15 protein-coding genes and 1 pseudogene are annotated in these 20,250 nt (G+C 73.0%); 5 read left to right on the top strand and 11 right to left on the bottom strand.

The genetic code is table 11. The annotated features are described in order from the left end of the window. Positions 1-27 precede the first annotated feature (27 nt). From mgt to AB0937_RS27250, 5 genes and pseudogenes are all read right to left on the bottom strand, one after another. The gene (mgt, locus tag AB0937_RS27270) at positions 28-1,230 is read right to left on the bottom strand and encodes a macrolide-inactivating glycosyltransferase (RefSeq protein ID WP_366715007.1); all 1,203 of its coding nucleotides are present in this window, start codon (positions 1,228-1,230) and stop codon (positions 28-30) included. Positions 1,231-1,294: 64 nt separating this feature from the next. Beyond that, positions 1,295-1,467, bottom strand: a pseudogene (locus AB0937_RS27265) (ErmE/ErmH/ErmO/ErmR family 23S rRNA (adenine(2058)-N(6))-methyltransferase); the annotation flags it as partial. Positions 1,468-1,588: 121 nt separating this feature from the next. Further along, positions 1,589-2,863, bottom strand: coding sequence for a sugar ABC transporter substrate-binding protein (locus AB0937_RS27260; RefSeq protein ID WP_366715005.1), 1,275 nt, complete (start codon positions 2,861-2,863; stop codon positions 1,589-1,591). After that, positions 2,863-3,696: a carbohydrate ABC transporter permease gene (locus AB0937_RS27255; protein ID WP_366715003.1), complete on the bottom strand. Its 834-nt coding sequence runs from the start codon at positions 3,694-3,696 to the stop codon at positions 2,863-2,865. Before AB0937_RS27255 ends, AB0937_RS27260 begins: the two co-directional genes overlap by 1 nt. After that, positions 3,693-4,655, bottom strand: coding sequence for a sugar ABC transporter permease (locus AB0937_RS27250; protein ID WP_366715001.1), 963 nt, complete (start codon positions 4,653-4,655; stop codon positions 3,693-3,695). The genes AB0937_RS27255 and AB0937_RS27250 overlap by 4 nt, the downstream gene beginning before the upstream one ends. 168 nt (positions 4,656-4,823) lie before the next feature. Here AB0937_RS27250 and AB0937_RS27245 point away from each other — a divergent pair, with 168 nt between their 5' ends. Beyond that, positions 4,824-5,687 carry an aminoglycoside phosphotransferase family protein gene (locus tag AB0937_RS27245; protein WP_366714999.1) on the top strand — a complete coding sequence of 288 codons (864 nt, stop codon included), beginning with the start codon at positions 4,824-4,826 and terminating at the stop codon, positions 5,685-5,687. Here the strand turns inward: AB0937_RS27245 and AB0937_RS27240 are convergent. From AB0937_RS27240 to AB0937_RS27225, 4 genes are all read right to left on the bottom strand, one after another. Beyond that, a complete protein-coding gene (locus tag AB0937_RS27240) occupies positions 5,647-6,426 on the bottom strand; it encodes a 3'-5' exonuclease (protein ID WP_366714997.1) in 780 nt (259 codons plus the stop codon). The two genes, AB0937_RS27245 and AB0937_RS27240, sit on opposite strands and share 41 nt — an antisense overlap. 131 nt (positions 6,427-6,557) lie before the next feature. Next, on the bottom strand, positions 6,558-7,829 hold the full coding sequence (locus AB0937_RS27235) for an SAV2148 family HEPN domain-containing protein (protein WP_366715224.1): 1,272 nt from the start codon (positions 7,827-7,829) through the stop codon (positions 6,558-6,560). 72 nt (positions 7,830-7,901) lie between these two features. Further along, on the bottom strand, positions 7,902-9,218 hold the full coding sequence (locus AB0937_RS27230; protein WP_366714995.1) for a copper amine oxidase: 1,317 nt from the start codon (positions 9,216-9,218) through the stop codon (positions 7,902-7,904). A 58-nt stretch (positions 9,219-9,276) separates the two neighbouring features. Then, positions 9,277-10,107 (bottom strand): Tat pathway signal sequence domain protein, encoded by an 831-nt coding sequence (locus tag AB0937_RS27225; RefSeq protein ID WP_366714993.1) that lies wholly within the window; start codon positions 10,105-10,107, stop codon positions 9,277-9,279. Positions 10,108-10,286: 179 nt separating this feature from the next. On the opposite strand from AB0937_RS27225, the gene glgX reads away from it, so the two are divergent. Together glgX and treY are read left to right on the top strand one after the other, a co-directional pair. Continuing rightward, positions 10,287-12,419, top strand: coding sequence for a glycogen debranching protein GlgX (gene glgX, locus AB0937_RS27220; RefSeq protein ID WP_366714991.1), 2,133 nt, complete (start codon positions 10,287-10,289; stop codon positions 12,417-12,419). A gap of 106 nt (positions 12,420-12,525) precedes the next feature. Then, positions 12,526-14,895, top strand: coding sequence for a malto-oligosyltrehalose synthase (treY, locus tag AB0937_RS27215; protein WP_366714989.1), 2,370 nt, complete (start codon positions 12,526-12,528; stop codon positions 14,893-14,895). A gap of 2 nt (positions 14,896-14,897) precedes the next feature. On the opposite strand, the gene AB0937_RS27210 is transcribed toward treY, so the two are convergent. Then, the gene (locus AB0937_RS27210) at positions 14,898-15,836 is read right to left on the bottom strand and encodes a LysR family transcriptional regulator (RefSeq protein ID WP_366714987.1); all 939 of its coding nucleotides are present in this window, start codon (positions 15,834-15,836) and stop codon (positions 14,898-14,900) included. 85 nt (positions 15,837-15,921) lie between these two features. Between AB0937_RS27210 and lpdA the strand changes: the two genes are divergently transcribed. Both lpdA and AB0937_RS27200 read left to right on the top strand, forming a co-directional pair. Then, complete coding sequence (lpdA, locus tag AB0937_RS27205; RefSeq protein WP_366714985.1) at positions 15,922-17,367, top strand: dihydrolipoyl dehydrogenase; 1,446 nt, start codon at positions 15,922-15,924, stop codon at positions 17,365-17,367. A 110-nt stretch (positions 17,368-17,477) separates the two neighbouring features. Continuing rightward, positions 17,478-18,728, top strand: coding sequence for a M14 family zinc carboxypeptidase (locus AB0937_RS27200; protein ID WP_366714983.1), 1,251 nt, complete (start codon positions 17,478-17,480; stop codon positions 18,726-18,728). Positions 18,729-18,828: 100 nt separating this feature from the next. On the opposite strand, the gene AB0937_RS27195 is transcribed toward AB0937_RS27200, so the two are convergent. Continuing rightward, positions 18,829-20,160 (bottom strand): M14 family zinc carboxypeptidase, encoded by a 1,332-nt coding sequence (locus AB0937_RS27195; protein WP_366715223.1) that lies wholly within the window; start codon positions 20,158-20,160, stop codon positions 18,829-18,831. Positions 20,161-20,250 lie beyond the last annotated feature (90 nt).

The raw sequence follows: 20,250 nt of genomic DNA, 5'->3' as shown, positions 1-20,250 counted from the left end.
CACGGCGCACGGCCCTGTGTGCGTCATCTAGACGCGCACGGCGGCCAGTTCGGACTCGATGAGGTCGGCCGCACGCCGCGTGCCGCCCTCCCGGGCCGCCTCCGCCTGGAGTTCCTTCAGGCGCCGGGTCACCTCCGGGTCGTCGACCAGGGCGAGGGCCGCCGCGCGCAGTGTCTCCCCGGTCGCCTCCTCGGTGGCAACGCAACGGGCGACACCGAGGCCCGTGAGCGTCTCCGCGTTGCCGAACTGGTCGGCGGCCTGCGGGACGGCGATCATCGGCGTGGCGGTGGCGAGGCCCTCCTGGCTGCCGCCCATGCCCGCGTGCGTGACGAACAGGTCGGCCTGCTTCAGGATCGCCAGCTGCGGCACCCATGTACGCACCTCGACGTTGGCCGGGACGTCCGCGAACTCGGCCGGGTCGATGTGCCTGCCGATGGAGAGCACCAGGTGCCAGCCGGGCAGGTCGCCGAACGCCTTGACGCACTCCCGGTAGAAGCCGGGCTGCTTGGTGAACGCGGACCCGAGGGAGACGAGCACGACCTTCTCGGCGTCGGCCGGCCGCTGCCAGCCGCCCTCTGCGGTGCGGTCGCCCTGGCAGGCGCCGACGAAGGAGTACACGCGCTGGTCGACGCGGTCCGCGTGGGGCTGGAGCGCCTTGGGGAGCAGCACGATGGAGCGGTCGGGCCGGCCCCCGAAGTCGTCGGGGTGCAGGGTGATCCCGTTGTCCTCCAGCCAGGCCTGGAACCGGGCGTAGTAGGCCTGCCCCCGTTCGGTCTTCTTCGGCTCCTCCCACAGGGGCCGGGCGACCTCCTCCTCGTACCCCTCCCAGGCGACCATGGCCGGCGAGAGGGAGACGGCGGGGACACCCCAGCGGTGGGCGAGCACACGGCCCGGGTAGGAGGCGATGTCGTGCAGGACGAGGTCCGGCTCGTCGCCCTCGTAGGCCTCGATCAGCTGCGGGAGGGCCTGGACGGCGTCGTCCAGGAACGGCTCGACGTTGTCCAGCAGCGTGTTCCCCCACGCCTGCGGGTCGTCGTCGGGCGAGGGCAGGATCGAGTTCCAGGGCTTCACCTCGGCGCCGGTGTCCGCGACCTTGTCCGCGAAGACCGGCGGGATCGCGTAGGTCACCCGGTGGCCGCGCGCCACGAGCTCGCGGATCACCTCCAGACTCGGGTTCACGTGGCCGTGGGCGGCGATGGAGAACATGGCGATGTGGGCGCGACTGGTCATGCGCCGAGACTAAACGAGACGAGACGTCTCGTGCAACTATCTTTGGGGTGATCTCAGTGTTCTGCGAGGTCAGCACTTCGTGCAGAGGCAGCCGCTGCGCCGGAGTCATCTGGCCGACGGGACGCCCGCCTCCAGCCGCACCACCCGGAACGCGGCGTCCACCCGCCGCCGCGGATGAGCCGGGTGCGGCGGGGCGTGCAGTGCGCCGCCCACCGGGGAGAAGCCCGGCTCGACCAGGGATCGCCGGCTGCGGCAGGTGGCGGCGTCGTTGTCGTCGTTGTCGCTGTCGTCGTTGTTGTCGTCGTCGTCGAGCAGCGGGGCCCCGCGCCGCTCCACGCGCCAGCTGGATTTCGCCGGTTCAGCGCTGGTAGCGGGCCAGCACCAGGTTGCCGTCCCGCTCCAGCCGCCGGCGCAGCTCTGCGATGCCGATCGCCCCGCTGTAGTACTCCTGGAAGGCGGGCGTGGCGACCTTGTCCTTCCACTCCGGGTAGCCCCGTACGGACTGGGCCGGTGCCGGTCTCAGGTGCTCGGCGAGGGCCGTGCCGGTGCCCCAGCCGTCCTTCCGCCGGTGCAGGGCGGGGTCCTTCAGGGCCTGCTCACCGGTGGGCAGCATCCAGTCGCCGAGGGCGAGCCGGACCATGTTCGCCGGTCTGAGGAAGAAGTCGAGGAATTGCGCGGCTTCCTTCTTGTGCCGGCAGTCCTCTGCGATCGAGAGGGTCTGCGGGCTGACACCCTGGGTGAGCCCTCCGGCGCCCGCCGGGGCGGGCAGCACCTGCCACTCGAAACCCTTCGGGGCCTGCTGCGCGATCTGCTGGCGGTAGGAGAAGCCGAGCGGGACCATCGCGTACCGGCCCGCGAAGAAGCCGGGCAGGGTGTCGGAGCCGCCGCTGCCCAGGGTCGTCGGCGAGGCGCTGCGGTCGGTGTTCGCCTGGTCGTGGACGGTGCGCGGCACCACCTCGTCGGCCGCTTCGAAGCGGACCGCCACCTTGCCGTCCGGGCTCCGGTGGAAGAGCTGTCCGCCCGCCGACAGGGAGAGGTTGAGCGTGGCGGAGACGGGCTCCTTCAGGGGCCAGGCGACGCCGAACCTGCCCGGGCCGCTGAGGCGTTCGGTGATCCTGCGGCACTCGCCCCAGCTCCACGGCTCTTCGGGAGTCGGCATCCGCACTCCGGACCGGCGCAGCCATGTGGCGTTGGCGATCAGCACACGGGGTTCCTGGAGGAACGGGACGCCGTAGACGCCGTCCCCGAAGGTGGTCGTCTCCCAGCTGCGCCGCGGGATGTCCGACGTGAGCCGCGTGGGCAGCAGCCCGGTGAGGTCGGCCAGGTAGCCGCCGTGGGCGAAGTCCGCGAGGTCGTCGGAGGCGTCGTGGACGATGTCGGGTGCCTCGCCGCCCTCGAACGCGGTGAGGAGCTGGTCGTGGACGCTGTCCCAGGAGCCCTGGACGTACTCGACCCGGACGCCCGGGTGGGCGGCGTTCCACTCCTTCACCAGCTGTTTATTGGCCTCGACGGACTCCTCCTGCCAGGCCAGGGACTGGAAGCGCAGCGTGATCCGGCCGTCGTCACGGGTGCCTCCGGCGGAGCAGCCACCGAGCAGCAACAGCAGGACCAGGGCCAGCAGGCGTGTGCGCATCAGCTCTTCACCGCCCCGGTGAGCATGCCGTCGGTGATCCGCCGCTGGATGAGCGCGAAGACGGCCAGGGAGGGCAGGTTCGCGAGGAACGCGGCCGCCGCGAGCGGGCCGAGGTCGGCGACGCCCTCGGCACCGATGAAGTGGGTGAGGACCACCGGAAGGGTCTGTTTCTCCGGTGTCTTGAGGAGCACGAGCGCGAAGAAGAACTCGTTCCACGCGGTGATGAACGCGAACAGTCCGGTCGCCACGATGCCCGGCGCGAGCAGCGGTGCGGTCACCGACACCAGCGTCCGCACCCGGCCCGCCCCGTCGACCGCCGCCGCCTCCTCCAGCTCGCGTGGCACCGCCCGCGCGTATCCGGCGAGCATCCACAGCGCGAAGGGCAGCGCCCACACCACGTACACCAGCACCAGCCCGGGCACGGAGTCGATCAGGCGGAGGTTCTTCAGGACGAGGAAGAGCGGGATGATCAGCAGGACGAAGGGAAACGCCTGGCTGACCACCACCCAGCCCGTCACCGCCTTCGTGAGCCGGGTGCGGCGGCGGGCGAGGACGTAGGCCATCGGAGTCGCGATGAGCACGGCGACGACCGCCGCCGCGAGCGCGGCGACCAGGGAGTTGAAGGCGGCCTGCAGCAGCGGCTGTTCGTCGAAGGCCTGCCGGAAGTTGCCGAGGGTGGGCTCCTGGGGGATCCAGGTGGGGTGCAGGCTGCCGAGTTCGCGTGGCGGCTTGAACGCGGTGGAGACCAGCCAGAAGAACGGGAAGGCGAGGAAGACGAGGTAGGCGAGCAGCGCGGCGTACCGGCCGGCGCGGGCCGGGGTCGCGGTCCTCACGTCCGGTCACCTCCCCTGAGGCGGCCGGCGAGGAAGACGGCCAGGGCGATCGAGATCACGGCCACCATCACGCACCCCATCGCCGCCGCGTAGCCGAACTGCCCGTACCGGAAGGCCTCTTCGTACGCGAAGAGCATGGGCAGCCGGGTCCGGCCGCCGGGTCCGCCGTTGGTCAGCACGTAGACCAGGGCGAAGGAGTTGAAGTTCCAGATGAGGTTGAGCGCGGAGATGGCGAGGGCGATCGGCTTGAGGGCGGGCCATGTCACCGTGCGGAAGCGGCGCCAGGCGCCCGCGCCGTCGACAGCCGCCGCCTCGTGCAGTTCGCGCGGGGTGTTCTGCAGCCCGGCGAGCAGTGCGACCGTCGTCTGCGGCATGCCCGCCCAGACGCCGACCACGATCACCGCGGGCAGCGCGCTCGCCAGGCCGCTGAGCCAGTCCCGGCCGCCGCCCAGGCCGAGGTCGCGCAGGGTCTCGTTGAGGATGCCGGCGTCCGGGTGGTAGACGAGCCGCCACATGACACCGACGACGACCTCGGGCATCGCCCAGGGGACGATCGCGAGGGCACGGGCCAGCCAGCGCAGCCGCAGGTCCTGGTTCAGCAGCAGCGCGAGGCCCAGCGCGAGCAGGAACTGCGGCACGGTCACCCCGACCGCCCACACCAGCCCGACCCGGAACGACTCCCAGAACAGCGTGTCGTGCAGCAGGTCCCGGAAGTTGAGGGCGCCGATCCACTGTGTGGGCTCGGTGCGCCCCGCCTGGGCGTCGGTGAAGGCCAGCAGGACGCCGTACAGCAGCGGCCCGACGCTGAGGACGAGGATGGGGATCAGAGCCGGCAGCACCAGGAACCAGGCACCGTGGTCGACACCCGGCCCGGGCCGGCCGGAGCCGGGTCTGCGGCGGGCCCGCCACCCCGGAGGCGAGGGCGGCGAGGGCGGCGAAGGGGATGCGGCCTCGGTCACCGATGTCACGGAATCAGCCCCTCTGCGCGGCTCGCCGGCCCGGTCATGCTCGTGCAGGCCTTCTGCCTCGTCAAGGCACCGCGTACACCGTCCGACCTGTGCCGATGCGACACTGGCCGGTGGATGGCCGGAACCCGACGGCCGGGGCGTGGACGACGGAGGCGGACAATGGACGAGGCACGGGCACGGGACGTACTGGACGCGGCAGGGGTGCTGCCCGGTGCGGTCCGCGAGGCGCGGCTGCTCGCCCTGGGCGAGAACGCGGTGTTCGCCGCCGGTGACCTGGTCGTCAAGGTCGGCCGGGACGCGGAGCTCCTCGACCGGGCGCGCCACGAACTGGACGTCGCGCAGTGGCTCGCCGGGGCGGGTGTGCCGGCGGTGCGGGCAGCCGAGCCGAAGGCGCTGCTGGTCGACGGGCATCCGCTGACGGTGTGGCACCGGCTGCCCGATGCCGTGCGGCCCGCCGAGCCGCGGGATCTGGCCGAACTGCTGCGGGTCGTGCACGCCACGCCTCTTCCTCCCTTCGAACTCCCGGCCCGCGATCTGCTGGGCGGTGTGGAGCGGTGGCTGCGGCTCGCGGGCGACGCGATCGATCCCGCGGACGCGGCGTATCTGCGCGAGCGGCGGGACGGGTTCGCCGCCCGGGCCGCCGCGCTCACGCCCCATCTGCCGCCGGGGCCGATCCACGGGGACGCGCTGCCGCGCAATGTGCACATCGGACCCGACGGGCCCGTGCTGGTGGATCTGGAGACGGTGTCCGCGGATCTGCGGGAGCACGATCTCGTGGTGATGGCGCTGTCCCACGACCGGTACGGGATGCCGGACGAGGCGTACGCGTCGTTCACCGAGACCTACGGCTGGGACATACGCGGCTGGGAGGGCTGCGGTGTGCTGCGCGGGGCCCGGGAGACGGCCAGTTGCGCGTGGGTGGCGCAGCACGCGCCGGGCAACCCGAAGGCACTGGCCGAGTTCGAGCGGCGGGTGCGGTCCCTCAGGGACGGGGACGAGACGGTGCGGTGGTACCCGTTCTGACGGCCGGCGAGCCCTCCCGGACCGGTTCGCCGGCCAGCTCCCGCAGGGGCCAGGCCCCGTCGACCGAGGCGGTCGGGTCGCCCTTGCCGCGCAGGAAGCTCTGGAAGTCCGCCGCCCACTGCGCGTACCACTCGATCTGACGGCGGTGCAGGGCCGCCGGGCCGAGGGCTGCGATCTTGGGGTGGCGGTCGGCTATCGCCCCGGCCAGGCGGGCCGCCGCCAGGGCGTCGGCCAGGGCGTCGTGGGCGGTGTCCAGGACGACGCCGTACTCGGCGCAGACCGCTTCCAGGTTGCGTTTGCCGCGGCGGTAGCGGTCGACCCAGCGGTCGATGGTGTAGGGGTCGATGACCGGCGCCGGGTCCACGCCGCCCAGGCGGTCCCGCAAGGACGGCAGCCCGTGGCGCCGCAACTCCGCGGAGAGCAGGGTGAGGTCGAACGTCGCGTTGTAGGCGACGACCGGGACGCCCGACTTCCAGTAGGAGGTGAGGACGTCCGCGAGGGCGTCCGCCACCTGGTCGGCCGGTCTGCCCTCGGCCGCCGCCCGCTCGTTGCTGATGCCGTGCACCGCCACGGCGTCCTCGGGGATCGGCACTCCCGGGTCGGCCAGCCACTCGCGGCGCCCCATCGGCTCTCCGCCCCTGACCTCGATCACGGCCCCCGTGACGATGCGCGCCTCGCGCGGATCCGTACCCGTCGTCTCCAGGTCGAAGCCGACCAGCAGCTCCCGGTGCCAGCCCATGGGCGGTCCCCCTTCTTGTGGTGCGTTCCCCCAGTGGTCCCCACCTTCGCATGCACCACTGACAATCAGAGGATCGCGTTCCGCTCATGCCCGGCGGCGGGCCGGAGAACCACCGCACGCCGGGGCGCAGTTCACGACACCGGCCGCGAATCCGCCCACATCACCTCGAACTCCTCGCGATAGGTGGGGAAGAGGCCGCTTTCGTCCGCCTCGCCCGACTTCACCACCTTGCTGCCGTTGCGCAGCACGAACACCGGCGCCTCCATGCCCCGGGTGCGGCGCAGATAGTTCTGCACGACCGCGATGCCGTCCGCACCGTCCCCGTCCACCAGGTACGCCGTGAAGCGGGGCGTCTCGTCGAAGACCTGGATCTCGAAAGCGCCGGGGTCGCGCAGCCGGGCGCGGACCCGGCGCATGTGCAGGATGTTCATCTCGACGGCCCGGCTGAGCTCGCCGCGCTTGATGCCCAGTTCGCGCTCGCGGCGCTTGACTGCGCTGGAGGCCGGGTTGAGGAAGAGCAGCCTGACCCGGCAGCCGGACTCGGCCAGCCGCACCAGACGCCGGCCGGAGAAGTTCTGCACGAGCAGGTTGAGACCGATGCCGATGGCGTCGAGACGGCGTGCGCCGCCGAAGATGTCCTCGGCCGGGAACTGCCGCATCAGCCGCACCCGGTCCGGGTGCACGGCGACGACGTCGGCGTACCGGTCACCGACCAGATCCTCGACCGCGTCGACGGGCAGCCGGCGCGCCGAGGGCACGTCACCGCCCGCGCCGAGCATCTCCAGCAGCCGGGCCGAGGCCCGCTCGGCCTGATTCAGCACGGCCTCGGACAGGGCCCGGTTGCGGGAGACGACGTTGCGGGTGACCTCCAGCTCGTCCAGGGCGAGTTCGACGTCCCGGCGGTCGTCGAAGTACGGCTCGAAGCAGGGCCAGTGCTGCACCATCAGCTCGCGCAGCTGCGGCAGGGTGAGGAAGGAGAGGACGTTGTCGTCGGCCGGGTCGAGCAGATAGCCCTTGCGGCGGCTGACCTCGCGGACCGCCACCGCGCGCTGTACCCACTCCTGGCCGGCCGGCCCGGCGGCGGCCACCACCCAGTCCTCGCCGTGGACGGGTTCGTAGACGGGCCGCAGCACGGCGGCGACGACCGCGCGCAGCCGCTGCTCGACGAGGTTCAGCCAGATGTAGGCCCGGCCGGCCCGCTGGGCGCGGGTGCGCACCTCGCGCCAGGCGTCGGCGTTCCAGTCCAGTTCCGGGCCGATCGAGCCCGTCGCGTCCATCGGCCGCGCCAGGGACACGGCTCCGGTCGGGACATCTGTGGAGTTCCCCTCGTGACCCTCGTCACCAGGGGGCAGCTCCAGCCCTCCCGAGCCCACCCGCGCACCGCCTTCCGCTCCCCCGCACACTGCCCTTGTCAACGATCAAGGAAGGGTACTCCGGGAGCGGTCGGCGGTGCAGCCGGATGGGCAGGCTGATTCTCAACCCCGGGGCCGCCAGTGCCCGTTCTGCCATCCGAGCTCGGCCGGAGTGAGCGGATTCATGGCCGTGACGTCGCGCGGGACGATGGAGAACCCCTGCCAGTGGACGGGCATGGGCTGCTGGTCCTCGTCCCGGGCTATGTGATGGAAGCCGATGTTCGTCCAGACCACCGGGTGGGTCAGGGTCTGCCCGTCGACCCACTTGTCGACGGACTTCCCGGCGCCCGCACCGCAGGCTCCCGGGTTGTTGCTGGCGAAGAGTTCGCACTTGTTGTACTGCGTGACGTACACGTCGTGCTTGGTGTAGCCGCGTCCCGGGTACCTGGTGGTGGGTCCGGGGACGATCTCGTAGGAGCGCGCGTGTCCGTCCTTGTTCTTGCCGGTGGCGCTGACCATGCGCCACCACCGATAGCTCTTGCTGTCTCCGGCCAGCTCCTTGGTGACCTTGGTGCGGGTCGTCTTGACGGTGGGCGCGCGCTGGCCACGGGTGGGGGCGGAGACGGTGGAGTCGTACTGCTCGACCTTGTTCTTGGTGGAGCCGTCCAGGGCGAAGTCGAGCCGCCAGAAGACGTTGTGGCTGTGACTGGTGGCCTTGGCGCTCGCGCCCTTGCCGATGGGCCAGCCCCGGCCGTCGCCGGCGTCGTAGTCGTCCCAGGACAGACTGCCGGTCGCGCCGACGTTCATGGTGATGGTGCCGTCGTCCTGGAAGCGCCACTCGGTCATGTACTCGTACCAGCCGACCTGGTTCACCGTGTAGACGAGCAGGTCCTTGCCCTCGGCCTGGAAGACCTTGTTCGCGGTGTCGCCCTGCATGCGATAGGCGTGGCCGCGGGAGCGGGTGGTGGTGCACAGGCCCTTGACGTTCGGGTCCTCGTTCCAGGAGTCCGGGACCTTGACCGTCTTGATGGTGCCGCCGGGGCACTCGCCGGGTGCCAGGTTCATCAGGCCCTGGGCGAAGTCGAAGCCGGTGAGGTCGTCGTACTCGACCTTGCCGTCGTCGTAGGGGACGTGGATCTGGCCGAGGCGGGCGCTGTTGAGGACCTTGATCTGTTTGGGTTCGCCCTTGGGCTGGTACGAGATGCCGTCCAGCACCAGGCCGGCCTTGCCGTCGTAGCGCCAGCACATCCGCCAGGTGGTGCCCGAGGAGAGCTTCTGCTCGATGCGGTAGGCGGCGCTGCAGTCGGCGGCCGGGGCCGGGGCGGCCTGCGGCCGGGCGGTGGCCGGTCCCGCGCCGGCCGTGGCGCCCGCGGCCAGCGCGGCCACGGTCAGGCCCACGGCCGCCCGGGTGCGGGCCTTGGTCTTACGGTTCACGCGCATGACGAGATGACTCCCTGACGAGGAGGAGCGAAGGTGGGCGGTGAGTGAAGCGGGCGGGTCAGCGGCCGAGCCGGGCGACCTTGCGGCCGCTCAGGTCGATCACCAGCGACCTGGCGTCGGCCCACGGACCGTTCTTGATCTTCGGGAACAGCCGGACGCAGCGGTGCTCCCCGCACTTGTCGAGCACGGCGGGCTGGGCGCCCGGCGCGGCCCGGTAGACGGCTCCGCTGAGCTGGAGCTGGCCGGGCGAGGTGAGCGCCTTGCCGGTGGCGTCCTTGTAGTCGGCCTTCAGGCCCGCGCCGAGCGGGTCGGCGATCAGAAGGCCGGCCGCCTCGGCCTTCTCGGCGCGGCTCAGCGGTGGCTGGACGCCGTGCCGCGTGTCGGTGTGCGCCACCTTGCCCGTGCCGAGATCGACGGTCCGGGTGACGAGGGTGTCGTCCCGGTAGTCGTAGAACGTCACGTCGGCGCGCCGGGGCGCGTGGGGCCCGGCGGCCCCGTCGGTCTCGGGTTCGGCCAGGTCGATGCCGAGGCGCTGCGGGCCGCGTTCCCCGTCGACGCTCTCGCTGCTGCTGAACAACTGCCGGCTGAGGGCGATCCTCCCGGCCTGCTCCAGCTCGTCGTCGGTCAGCGGATCGCTGCCCCGGCCCTTGTGCCCTTCGGAAGGGGCCGCCTCGACGACACCCGGTGCCACGGCCCGGCCGCCCGCGCCCGCGGCGCCCGCCCCCGCGGCACCGCTCTCCTGCGATACGGACCGCCCCGTCCGGGGCCCGCTGTCGTCCGCTCCCGCCGTGCCCGGCAGGGTCACCGCCACCATCACCGCGGTCCCGGCCACCGCGATGGCGGTACCGGCCATCATCTTGCCCAAGTGGCGGTGCACTATGTTGCGCACGTTTTCCCCCTACTCCCCCAAGCCCCGGGAGTACGTTTCTGCCCCAATGGTTCGGCATACCGCGTATGCACTGGTCACCCGGTGAGAGGGAGATAAGTCATAGGAGGTTCCCTCACTTTCGGGGAGACTCGGGACCAAGGCGTCCCCACCGGCGCCGCACACCTGAAAGAGTCGTATCCATGCAGGTCTGGCCTGGCGAGGCGTATCCACTCGGTGCCACGTACGACGGCGCCGGTACCAATTTCGCGGTCTTCACGGAGGCCGCGGACCGAGTAGAGCTGTGTCTGCTGCACGACGACGGCTCGGAGACGGCGATCGAGCTCCGCGAGAGCGACGCCTTCGTGCGGCACGCGTACGTGCCGGGCATCATGCCCGGGCAGCGGTACGGGTTCCGGGTGCACGGCCCGTACGCACCGGAGCGCGGGCTGCGCTGCAACTCCGCGAAGCTGCTGCTCGACCCGTACGCGCGTGCGATCAGCGGTTCGATCCGCTGGGGCGAGGAGGTCTACGGCTACCACTTCGACGATCCCGACCGGCGCAACGATCTCGACTCGGCGCCGCACACCATGACGTCGGTCGTGGTCAACCCCTACTTCGACTGGGGCGACGACCGCCGCCCGCGCACCGAGTACCACCACACGGTGATCTACGAGGCCCACGTCAAGGGCCTCACCATGCGGCACCCGGGCCTCCCGGAGGAGCTGCGCGGCACGTACGCGGCCCTGGCGCACCCGGCGATCATCGAGCACCTCACGGAGCTCGGGGTCACGGCCCTGGAGCTGATGCCCGTACACCAGTTCGTGAACGATCACCGGCTGGTCGACATGGGCCTGAACAATTACTGGGGCTACAACACGATCGGCTTCTTCGCCCCGCACAACGCCTACGCGTCCTGGGGCGACCGGGGCCAGCAGGTGCTGGAGTTCAAGTCCGCGGTGAAGGCGCTGCACGAGGCCGGGATCGAGGTCATCCTCGACGTGGTCTACAACCACACCGCCGAGGGCAATCACCTGGGCCCGACCCTGTCCTTCAAGGGCCTGGACAACGCGCGCTACTACCGGCTGACGGACGACCCCCGCTACTACATGGACACGACAGGGACCGGGAACTCCCTGCTCATGCGCTCGCCGCACGTGCTCCAGCTGATCATGGACTCGCTGCGGTACTGGGTCACGGACATGCACGTCGACGGATTCCGCTTCGACCTGGCGGCGACGCTGGCCCGGCAGTTCCACGAGGTGGACCGGCTGTCGTCGTTCTTCGACCTGGTGCAGCAGGACCCGGTGGTCTCCCAGGTCAAGCTGATCGCCGAGCCGTGGGACGTGGGCGAGGGCGGCTACCAGGTGGGGAACTTCCCGCCGCTGTGGACGGAGTGGAACGGCAAGTACCGGGACACCGTGCGCGACCTGTGGCGAGGCGAGCAGCGCACCCTCGCGGAGTTCGCCTCGCGGCTGACCGGCTCGTCCGACCTGTACCAGGACGACGGGCGCCGCCCGCTGGCCTCGATCAACTTCGTGACCTGCCACGACGGCTTCCCGCTGCACGACCTGGTGTCCTACAACGACAAGCACAACGAGGCCAACGGCGAGGACAACCGGGACGGCGAGAGCCACAACCGGTCCTGGAACTGCGGGACCGAGGGCGAGACCGACGACCCGGACGTGCTGCGGCTGCGCTCCCGGCAGATGCGGAACTTCATCGCGACACTGATGCTGTCCCAGGGCGTGCCCATGATCAGCCATGGCGACGAGTTCGCCCGCACCCAGCACGGCAACAACAACGCCTACTGCCAGGACAACGAGCTGTCCTGGGTCGAGTGGCCGGAGGCGGACGAGGACGCGCAGGACGGTGCGGACACCGGGCTGCTGGACTTCACCCGTGCGATGGTGTGGCTGCGCCGCAACCACCCCGTCTTCCGCCGCCGGCGCTTCTTCCACGGACGGCCCGTGGAGGGCACGCACGACGACCTGTCCGACATCGCCTGGTTCACCCCCGACGGCCGGGAGATGACCCAGCGGGACTGGGACTCGGCGCAGGCGTCGGCGCTGACGGTGTTCCTCAACGGCAACGCGATCTCCGAGCCCGGCGCGCGCGGGGAGCGCATCACCGACGACTCGTTCCTGCTGATGTTCAACGCCTCGCCGAAACCGCTGGAGTTCGTCATCCCGGTCAACCACGGGCGGCAGTGGGAGGTCGTGGTCGACACCGCCCTCGCCGACGGGGTGCCCTCGGACACCGGCCCCAAGGTGCAGGCCGGGGACCGGCTGACCCTGGCGGACCGGAGCATGACGGTGCTGCAACGGCCCGTGTGACCGCCCCGCGCGCGCGTCGCCCGGAAAGCCACCCGTCCGGGCGACGCGCGGCGCACCTGCCGCGGGGGATGACACGAACGGCGGCAGGGCGGGTACGTACGTTTCCATGACACCTGAGCGACTTGACCCGGTGGTGCCCACGGCCACGTACCGGCTGCAGCTGCAGCCCGAGTTCCCGTTCGGAGCAGCCGCGGCCGTCGTGCCGTACCTGGCCTCGCTCGGCGTCTCGCACCTGCACCTGTCCCCCGTCCTGGAGGCGGTGCCGGGCTCGACGCACGGCTACGACGTCGTCGACCACGCGCGCGTGCGCGCGGAGCTGGGCGGCGAGGAGGGGCTGCGGGCGCTGGCGCGCACCGCGCGCGAGCACGGCCTCGGACTGGTGGTGGACATCGTCCCGAACCACATGGCCATGGCCCCGCGCCACAACCGCGCCCTGTGGGAGGTGCTGCGGGAGGGCCCGAAGTCGCCGTACGCGCGGTGGTTCGACATCGACTGGGAGGCGCAGGGCGGCCAGGTGCTGCTGCCGGTCCTCGGCGGGCCGCTGTCCGAGGTGCTCGACGAGCTGCGCGTCGACGGTGACGTGCTGCGCTACTACGACCACGTCCTGCCGCTGCGGGAGGGCACCGAGGAGCTGCCGCTGCCGCATCTGCTGGACGCGCAGTGGTACCGCCCGGTGTGGTGGCGGCTGGCCCGGACGGAGCTCAACTACCGGCGGTTCTTCAGCATCTCGGAGCTCATCGGGATGCGGGTGGAGGACCCCGAGGTGTTCGAGGCCACCCACGACAAGATCCTCGGGCTGCTGCACGAGGGCGTGATCGACGGGCTGCGCATCGACCACCCCGACGGGCTCGCCGACCCCGACGGCTACCTCCGCCGGCTGCACGAGGCGACCGGGGGCCGCTGGACGGTCGTGGAGAAGATCCTCGCCGACGGCGAGCACCTTCCGGCGTCCTGGCCCGTCGCGGGGACCACCGGCTACGACGCCCTGCGGCACGTGGACGGGGTGTTCACGGACCCGGCCGGGTTCGGGGACCTGCTGGGGCGGTACCGGCGCTTCGCGGCCCCGCAGACCGACCGCGGCGGGCAGTGGGAGGCGACGGTGCGCAGGGCGGCGTACAAGGTCCTCACGCACGAGCTGGCGACCGAGACCGACCGGCTCACCCGGGTGGTGAGCCGGCTGTGCGCGACCTCCCCGGAGCCCGCCCTGCGCGACCGCGCCCCCTGGGCGCTGCGCACCGCCCTCCAGGAGCTCCTGGTCCGCATGGAGGTCTACCGGCCGTACGAGTCCGTGGACGCCGCGTCCGTGGTCACCGAGGAGGCCGCCGCCGAGGCCCGGCACGCCTTCGCCGTCCCCGAGGAGGCCGGGGCGGTGGACGTGGTACGGGACCTGGTGCTGGGGCGCTACGGCGACGAACCCGCGCAGCTGGAGTTCCGGACGCGGTTCGCCCAGACCTCGTCGGCGCTGCGGGCCAAGTCCGTGGAGGACACCGCGTTCTACCGGTACGTGCCCCTGCTGTCGGCGACCGAGGTGGGCGGGAACCCTGGCGCTCCGGCGCTGTCGCCGGAGGAGTTCCACGCGTACTGCGCGCGCGTGCAGCGCGACTGGCCGGTCACCGGCACGGTCGCGACGACGCACGACACCAAGCGCAGCGCGGACGTCCGGGCGGCGCTGCACGTGCTCACCGAGTGCCCGGACCGCTGGGCGGACGTGCTCACGGAGGTGACCCGCACCGGTGAGGGCGTGCCGGACGCACAACTGGCGTGGGCGGCCTGGCAGACGGTGTTCGGGCTGGGGCCGGCCCAGGAGGCGCTGGAGCGGGTGCGGGGGGCGCTGCTGAAGCATGTGCGGGAGGCGGGCCTGTACACGAGCTGGACCGAGCAGGAGCCGCCGTACGAGGAGGCGGTGGAGGCGTTCGTGGCGGCCGGGCCGTGCGGGGCGCCGGGTGAGCGGATCGCAGAGTTCCGCACGTCGCTCGCGCCGCACATCCGGGCCAACGTGCTGGGAACGGCCCTGGTGCAGCTGACGATGCCGGGCGTCCCGGACGTCTACCAGGGCACGGAGGCGGAGTACCGGGCGCTGGTCGACCCGGACAACCGGCGGGCGGTGGGCTTCCCGCCCGGGGAGTCCGGCGGCACCTCCGGGGAGAAGACGGCGGTGACGCGGGCGGCGCTCGGGCTGCGGGCCCGGCGGCCCGACTCCTTCGGTGACACGGCGACGTACATGCCGCTGCCGGCCGAGGGACCGGCGGCGGCGCACTGCCTGGCCTTCGTCCGCTCCGGTGCGGTGCTGACGGCCGTGACCCGGCTGTCCCTGCGGCTGGCGGAGGCGGGGGGCTGGCGGGAGACGCGGCTGCCGCTGCCGCCGGGCCGCTGGGCGGACGTGCTGCGGCCGGGGCGCGAGTTCTCGGGGGACGCGCGCGCGCAGGAGCTGTTCGCCGAGCTGCCGGTGGCGTTGCTGGAACGGGTGGGTGACTGAGGTCAGGCGACCGCGGGGCCGCCGTCCGGGCAGTCCTCGTAGACGGGCAGCGGGGCTCGCGGGCGCGGCCAGGCCGCCCGCAGCAGGTCGACGAACCTCTCCGCCGCGCCGGTCGGCGGCAGGCGCGAGAAGACCGTGAGGGTGCGCCGCCAGGCCGGGTCGGGGGTGAGGACGACGCAGCCCCCGCCGACCGCGTCGCGGACCAGGTGGGCGGGGGCGGCGCAGACGCCGACCCCGGCGGCGGCCATCCGCACCGCCGTCGAGGTGTGCTCGGTGAACACGGCGGTGCGCGGGGTGAAGCCCGCGCGTCCGCACGCCCAGTCGAGGAAACGCTCCCCGTGGACCACCGGCTCCATGGCGCAGCGGATCCAGGGGCGGTCTGCCAGCTCCGGCAGGGTCACCGTCGTCCGGTGCGCGAAGCAGTCGTCGAAGGGCACCACGAGGACGATCTCCTCCTCGCCGACCGGGACGACGGGGCCCGGCGGGTCGGCCGGCGCCGGGCCGACGGCGAGGTCGACGGTGCCGCGCCCGATCTGCTCCTCCAGCGCCTCGGAGGTGGCGTACTCGTGGAGGTGCAGCAGCACGCGGGGGTGGGCGGCGCGCCAGCGGGCGAAGACGTCCGGGAGGACACCGACCGCGACGGAGTGGACGGCGGCGATGTGGAGTTCACCGCCTTCGGCACCGGCCGCGGCGCGGGCCGCGCGGCGGGCCTGTTCGGCGCTGCGCACCGCGAGCTCGGCGTGCGGCCGGAAGGCCCGCCCCATCGCCGTCAGGCGCACGCCCCGCGGCAGGCGCTCCAACAGGGCCCCGCCCACGGTCCGTTCCAGGGCCTTGACCTGGTGGGAGAGCGCGGGCTGCGAGACGTGCAGCAGCTCCGCCGCGCGGGTGAAGGACGCCTCCTCGACGACCGTCAGGAAGTACTCCATCTGGCGCAGGCTCACAGCCCCTCCCCCATAAACGTCCTGCATCGAATCCACAAGAACATTGCCTTGGACGCATGGCAAGGGCCGGGCGGAGGCTGAGGACATGGACTCATGGGACGTCATCGTCATCGGCGGCGGCACGGGCGGCTACAGCACCGCCCTGCGCGCCGCGGCCCTCGGCCTCGAGGTCGTGCTCGTCGAGCGGGACAAGGTCGGCGGGACGTGTCTGCACCGCGGCTGCATCCCGAGCAAGGCGATGCTGCACGCGGCCGAACTCGTCGACGGGATCGCCGAGGCCCGCGAACGCTGGGGTGTGAAGGCGACCCTGGAGGCGGTCGACTGGTCCGCCCTGGTGGCCACCCGCGACGACATCGTGGCCCGTAACCACCGGGGGGTCCAGGCGCATCTCGCGCACGCGGGGGTACGGGTGGTCGCCGGGCAGGCGCAGCTCACCGGGGCGCGCTCGGTGCGGGTGACGGAGCCGGGTGTCCCTGGCGGCCGCACGGGCGCGCACGGCGAACCCGGTGTGCGCGAACTCACCGCGCGCCGTGGGCTGGTTCTGGCCACCGGTTCACGGCCGCGCACGCTCCCGGGGCTCGAGCCGGACGGGCGGCGCGTGGTGACGAGCGACGACGCCCTCTTCGCCCCCGGCCTCCCGGCGTCCGTGCTGGTGCTCGGGGGCGGCGCGATCGGCGTGGAGTACGCCTCGTTCCACCGCTCCCTGGGCGCCGAGGTCACGCTGGTGGAGGCGGCCGGCAGGATCGTGCCGCTGGAGGACGCGGAGGTGAGCCGTCATCTGACCCGGGGTCTGAGGAAGCGCGGCGTCGACGTGCGGGCGGGCGCCCGTCTGCTGGACGCGGAGGTGCTCGGCGACGGGGTGCGCGCCCGCGTGCGCGGCGCCCGGGGCGAGACCGTCACGGTGGAGGCCGAGCGGCTGCTGGTGGCGGTCGGGCGGGCGCCGGTCACCGACGGCCTGGACCTGGCCGCCGCCGGGCTCGCCACGGACGCGCGCGGGTTCGTCGTTCCGGCCGACTGGGACCGGCTGGAGACGGCTGTGCCCGGTGTCCACGTGGTGGGCGACCTGCTGCCGCCGCCGTCGCCCGGTCTGGCCCACGCGTCGTTCGCCGAAGGCCTGCTGGTGGCGGAGACGCTGGCGGGCGTGCCGTCCCCGCCCGTCGACTACGCGGCCGTGCCCCGGGTCACGTACTCGGCGCCGCAGACGGCGGCGGTCGGCCTGAGCGAGGCCGGGGCACGCGCGCGGGGCTACGAGGTGGAGACCGACTCCATGCCGCTGACGGCCGTGGCGAAGGGCATGGTGCACGGGCAGGGCGGGATGGTGAAGGTCGTCCGTGAGGCCGGCGGGCGAGTGCTGGGCGTGCACCTGGTCGGTCCGCACGTGTCGGAGATGATCGCCGAGAGCCAGCTGGTCGTCGGCTGGGACGCCGAACCCTCCGACGTGGCCCGGCATGTCCACCCGCACCCGACCCTGTCCGAGGCGGTCGGCGAGGTGTTCCTCACCCTGGCGGGGCGGGGGTTGCACCGGCGGTGAACGGCGGGCCGTGCTTCCGGACGCCCCCTGGGGACTCCCTCGTCGCGCCCTTGACACCGCACCATGACCGTGGGGTACTGCGATGGCGAACTCGGGCGGATGTGACGGGGGTGAGTGTCCTGCCGGAGCTGCGCTACCCGACGGTGACCGAACAGGTCTCGGCTGCCCGGGCGTTGACCGCTCAGCGCCCCGGAGTATGCACCCTGCGGCAGGTGGGTGTCTCACGCGCGGGCAGGCCCCTGCACCTGCTGTCCGTGGGCCGCGCCCGCCGTACCGTACTGGTGGTCGCGGGCGCCCACGCCAACGAGCCGACCGGCTCCTGCACCCAGCTCGACCTCGCCCGGCGGGTCCTGGAGCAGCGGGAGTTGCGGGACGGCGTCTCCTGGCACTTCCTGCTGTGCGCGGACCCCGACGGGGCGAGCCTGCACGTGACACCGGCGCCGCGCAGCCTGTTCGACTACCACCTGGGGTTCTTCCGGCCCGCCGGCCCGGAGCAGCCCGAGTGGGCGCCCTCGGTGCTGCCGCCGGACCGGCTGCCGCCCGAGACCCGGGCCCTGACGGGCGTCATCGACGAGCTGCGCCCCTACCTCCAGGTCACCCTGCACGGCACGGACCTGGGCGGCAGCTGGGTGCAGCTGACGAGGGACGTGCCCGGACTGGCCGAGCCGTTCGCGAAGTCGGCGGCCGAGCTGCACATCCCGGTGGAGACCGGCGCCTCCGACGCCGCCGGCTGGCCCGCGTCCGGGCCGGGCGTGCACGTGATGCCGGCGCCGGGGATCGGGCCGGCGTACCCGAGCCTGCCGGACGACGCGCGGCACAGCACCTGGTACCACGCCCACCGGTACGGCGGGCTGACCGCGGTGGTCGAAGTGCCGATGTGGGCGAGCGACCTGGTGGACGACCCGGCTCCGCATCCGGCTCCCGCGGCGGCGATCGGGCGGCTGGCCCGCCGGCTGCAGCGTGACGCGCTGGAGGTGACGCGCGTGCTGGACCAGGCGCTGCCCCGGCTGGCGGACCTGGACGGTCCGTTGCTGCGGGCCGCGCGATGGGGACTGGAGCTGGTGCCGGGGCTGGCCTCCGACCTGCTGCACACCCCGCCCGCCGATCTCACCCGGGCGTACGTCGGCAGCGTGGACGCGTTCGCGCGTCGTGTGCCGCTGCGGGCGGCGGCCATGCTGCTGCGGGTGCTGCGCGGGACCGACGACCGGGCGGCGAAGCAGCTCGAAGAACTCGTGTCGACCTGGAGCGACGCCTTCGCGGAGCGTTTCCGCGCCCGCTGGGTGCCCTTGGAACACCAGGTGGAGCACCAGTCCCGCACGGTCGTCGCGGCGGCGCTGCACGCACGTGAGAGGGCGTGGTAGGGCCCGTGCGGGGGCGTACCGGGCACCGCGGGTGCCCGCGAGCGGGCCGGCCGGTGGGACAGGGGCCGGGGTACGGCCCGACGGCCACCGGCCTCCCGGCTCAGTCGCGCTGCATGGGCACCGGCTCGCCCGGCCCGGGGCACGCGCGCGCGTGCCGGCCGGCCAGCTCGAACGCGGCGATCACCACGCGGGCCTGGTACTCCGCCTGGCGGGCGACCGGGATCCAGCGCGCCCCGCAGCCGTCGCGGTAGTCGGCGCACCACTGGTCGATCAGCCGGTCCAGCTCCGGCAGCGTCCCGGCCGGGTCCCGGCCGGTGGCCCGGACGAGCTGGTGCAGCAGCCCCGCGGTGCGCAGCGCGAGCCGCCGCCCGGAGATGCGCAGGGCGACCAGGTGGGCGGTGCTCAGAGGCGGGAGGGGATGGGCCGGGCTGTCGCCGGTTTCGGGGTCCCAGGCGTCGGCGAGGCCGGGACAGACCAGCAGGTAGTCGTCGACCGGGGCGAGCAGACGGGCCGCGTCGGGCACGGTGGCGAGGTGCGGCCGGATGAGGGTCAGGAGGTGCCGCAGGAGGCCGGCGTCGTGGCGCAGGGTGCGGCTGACGGCCCGGAGCACGGCGTCCCGGTCCGTGGGCGGTGAGTCGTCCGCCACGGCCGTCACGCCCCACATGGGCGCCTCGACGACCGCGGTGACGGTGCCGTGCCGGTACGGGTGGAACCAGGTGGACTCGACGGCGGCCTCCGTGATGGCCGCGACCAGGTCGGCCCGGCGCGGTGGCGGGATCCGGTAGACGGCGGGCCCGAGGCCGGGCCAGTACAGGGCGTCGTACGCGCCGAGTTCGCGCGGGATGCCGAGCCGGGCGGCGATGTGGGCCAGGCGCCGGTCGAGGCCCGGCAGGTCGTGGGTGAGCTCGACGAAGCCGCCGCCGACGTCGACGCCGTGCAGGGAGCACTGGAGGAACGGGCGCAGCTCGTCCTGGAGGCCGAGCAGGGCCCGGGTCTCGGGCAGGGCGGCGCGGGCCGCGCCGTCGGGCAGCCACTCGGGTTGCTCGAGGAAGCCGGGCCGGAAGAAGTTCCGGACGTAGTGGCCGAGGGTGTAGGGGCCGGGCAGCCAGCCCTCGTTGCGGCGCGAGCCGTCCGGGTCGAGACACAGCAGCAGGTTCCAGGTGGCGTCGGCGCCCTCGGTGAGCCGCGGGTCGGCCAGGGCCCGCTCGGCCAGTCGCAGCACGGTGGCGCCGCCCACCGGTTCGTTGGCGTGCGGGCCGGCGACGACCAGGGCCTGACGGCTGCCGTGCCCCACGGAGAGCAGCCACATGGGGGTGCCGGCGCGGGAGGTGCCGATCCGGCGCAGCCGGGCGTCACGGGGGTGGCGGGCGACGAGGGCGGCTGCCCGGGGGCCCAGTTCGTCGACGGTCGGGTAGCGCAGCAGGGGCGGCAGGGCGCACCTCCCCCATGCGGAGCCGTCGGTTCACCAGGTGTAGATGGCGTACGCACAGTGAGTCACGACTTCGGGAGCACGTCAACACCG

Origin of the sequence: Streptomyces sp. NPDC047880, assembly GCF_040706515.1 — a bacterium.
Lineage (GTDB): Bacteria > Actinomycetota > Actinomycetes > Streptomycetales > Streptomycetaceae > Streptomyces.
This window is presented reverse-complemented; position numbering and strand designations above follow the sequence as displayed.

Excerpts from the sequence above, each read along its gene's own strand:
- mgt (WP_366715007.1), bottom strand. The coding sequence starts at position 1,230 with ATGACCAGTCGCGCCCACATCGCCATGTTCTCCATCGCCGCCCACGGC.
- AB0937_RS27260 (WP_366715005.1), bottom strand. The coding sequence starts at position 2,863 with ATGCGCACACGCCTGCTGGCCCTGGTCCTGCTGTTGCTGCTCGGTGGC.
- AB0937_RS27245 (WP_366714999.1), top strand. The coding sequence starts at position 4,824 with ATGGACGAGGCACGGGCACGGGACGTACTGGACGCGGCAGGGGTGCTG.
- AB0937_RS27240 (WP_366714997.1), bottom strand. The coding sequence starts at position 6,426 with ATGGGCTGGCACCGGGAGCTGCTGGTCGGCTTCGACCTGGAGACGACG.
- AB0937_RS27230 (WP_366714995.1), bottom strand. The coding sequence starts at position 9,218 with ATGCGCGTGAACCGTAAGACCAAGGCCCGCACCCGGGCGGCCGTGGGC.
- glgX (WP_366714991.1), top strand. The coding sequence starts at position 10,287 with ATGCAGGTCTGGCCTGGCGAGGCGTATCCACTCGGTGCCACGTACGAC.
- treY (WP_366714989.1), top strand. The coding sequence starts at position 12,526 with ATGACACCTGAGCGACTTGACCCGGTGGTGCCCACGGCCACGTACCGG.
- lpdA (WP_366714985.1), top strand. The coding sequence starts at position 15,922 with ATGGACTCATGGGACGTCATCGTCATCGGCGGCGGCACGGGCGGCTAC.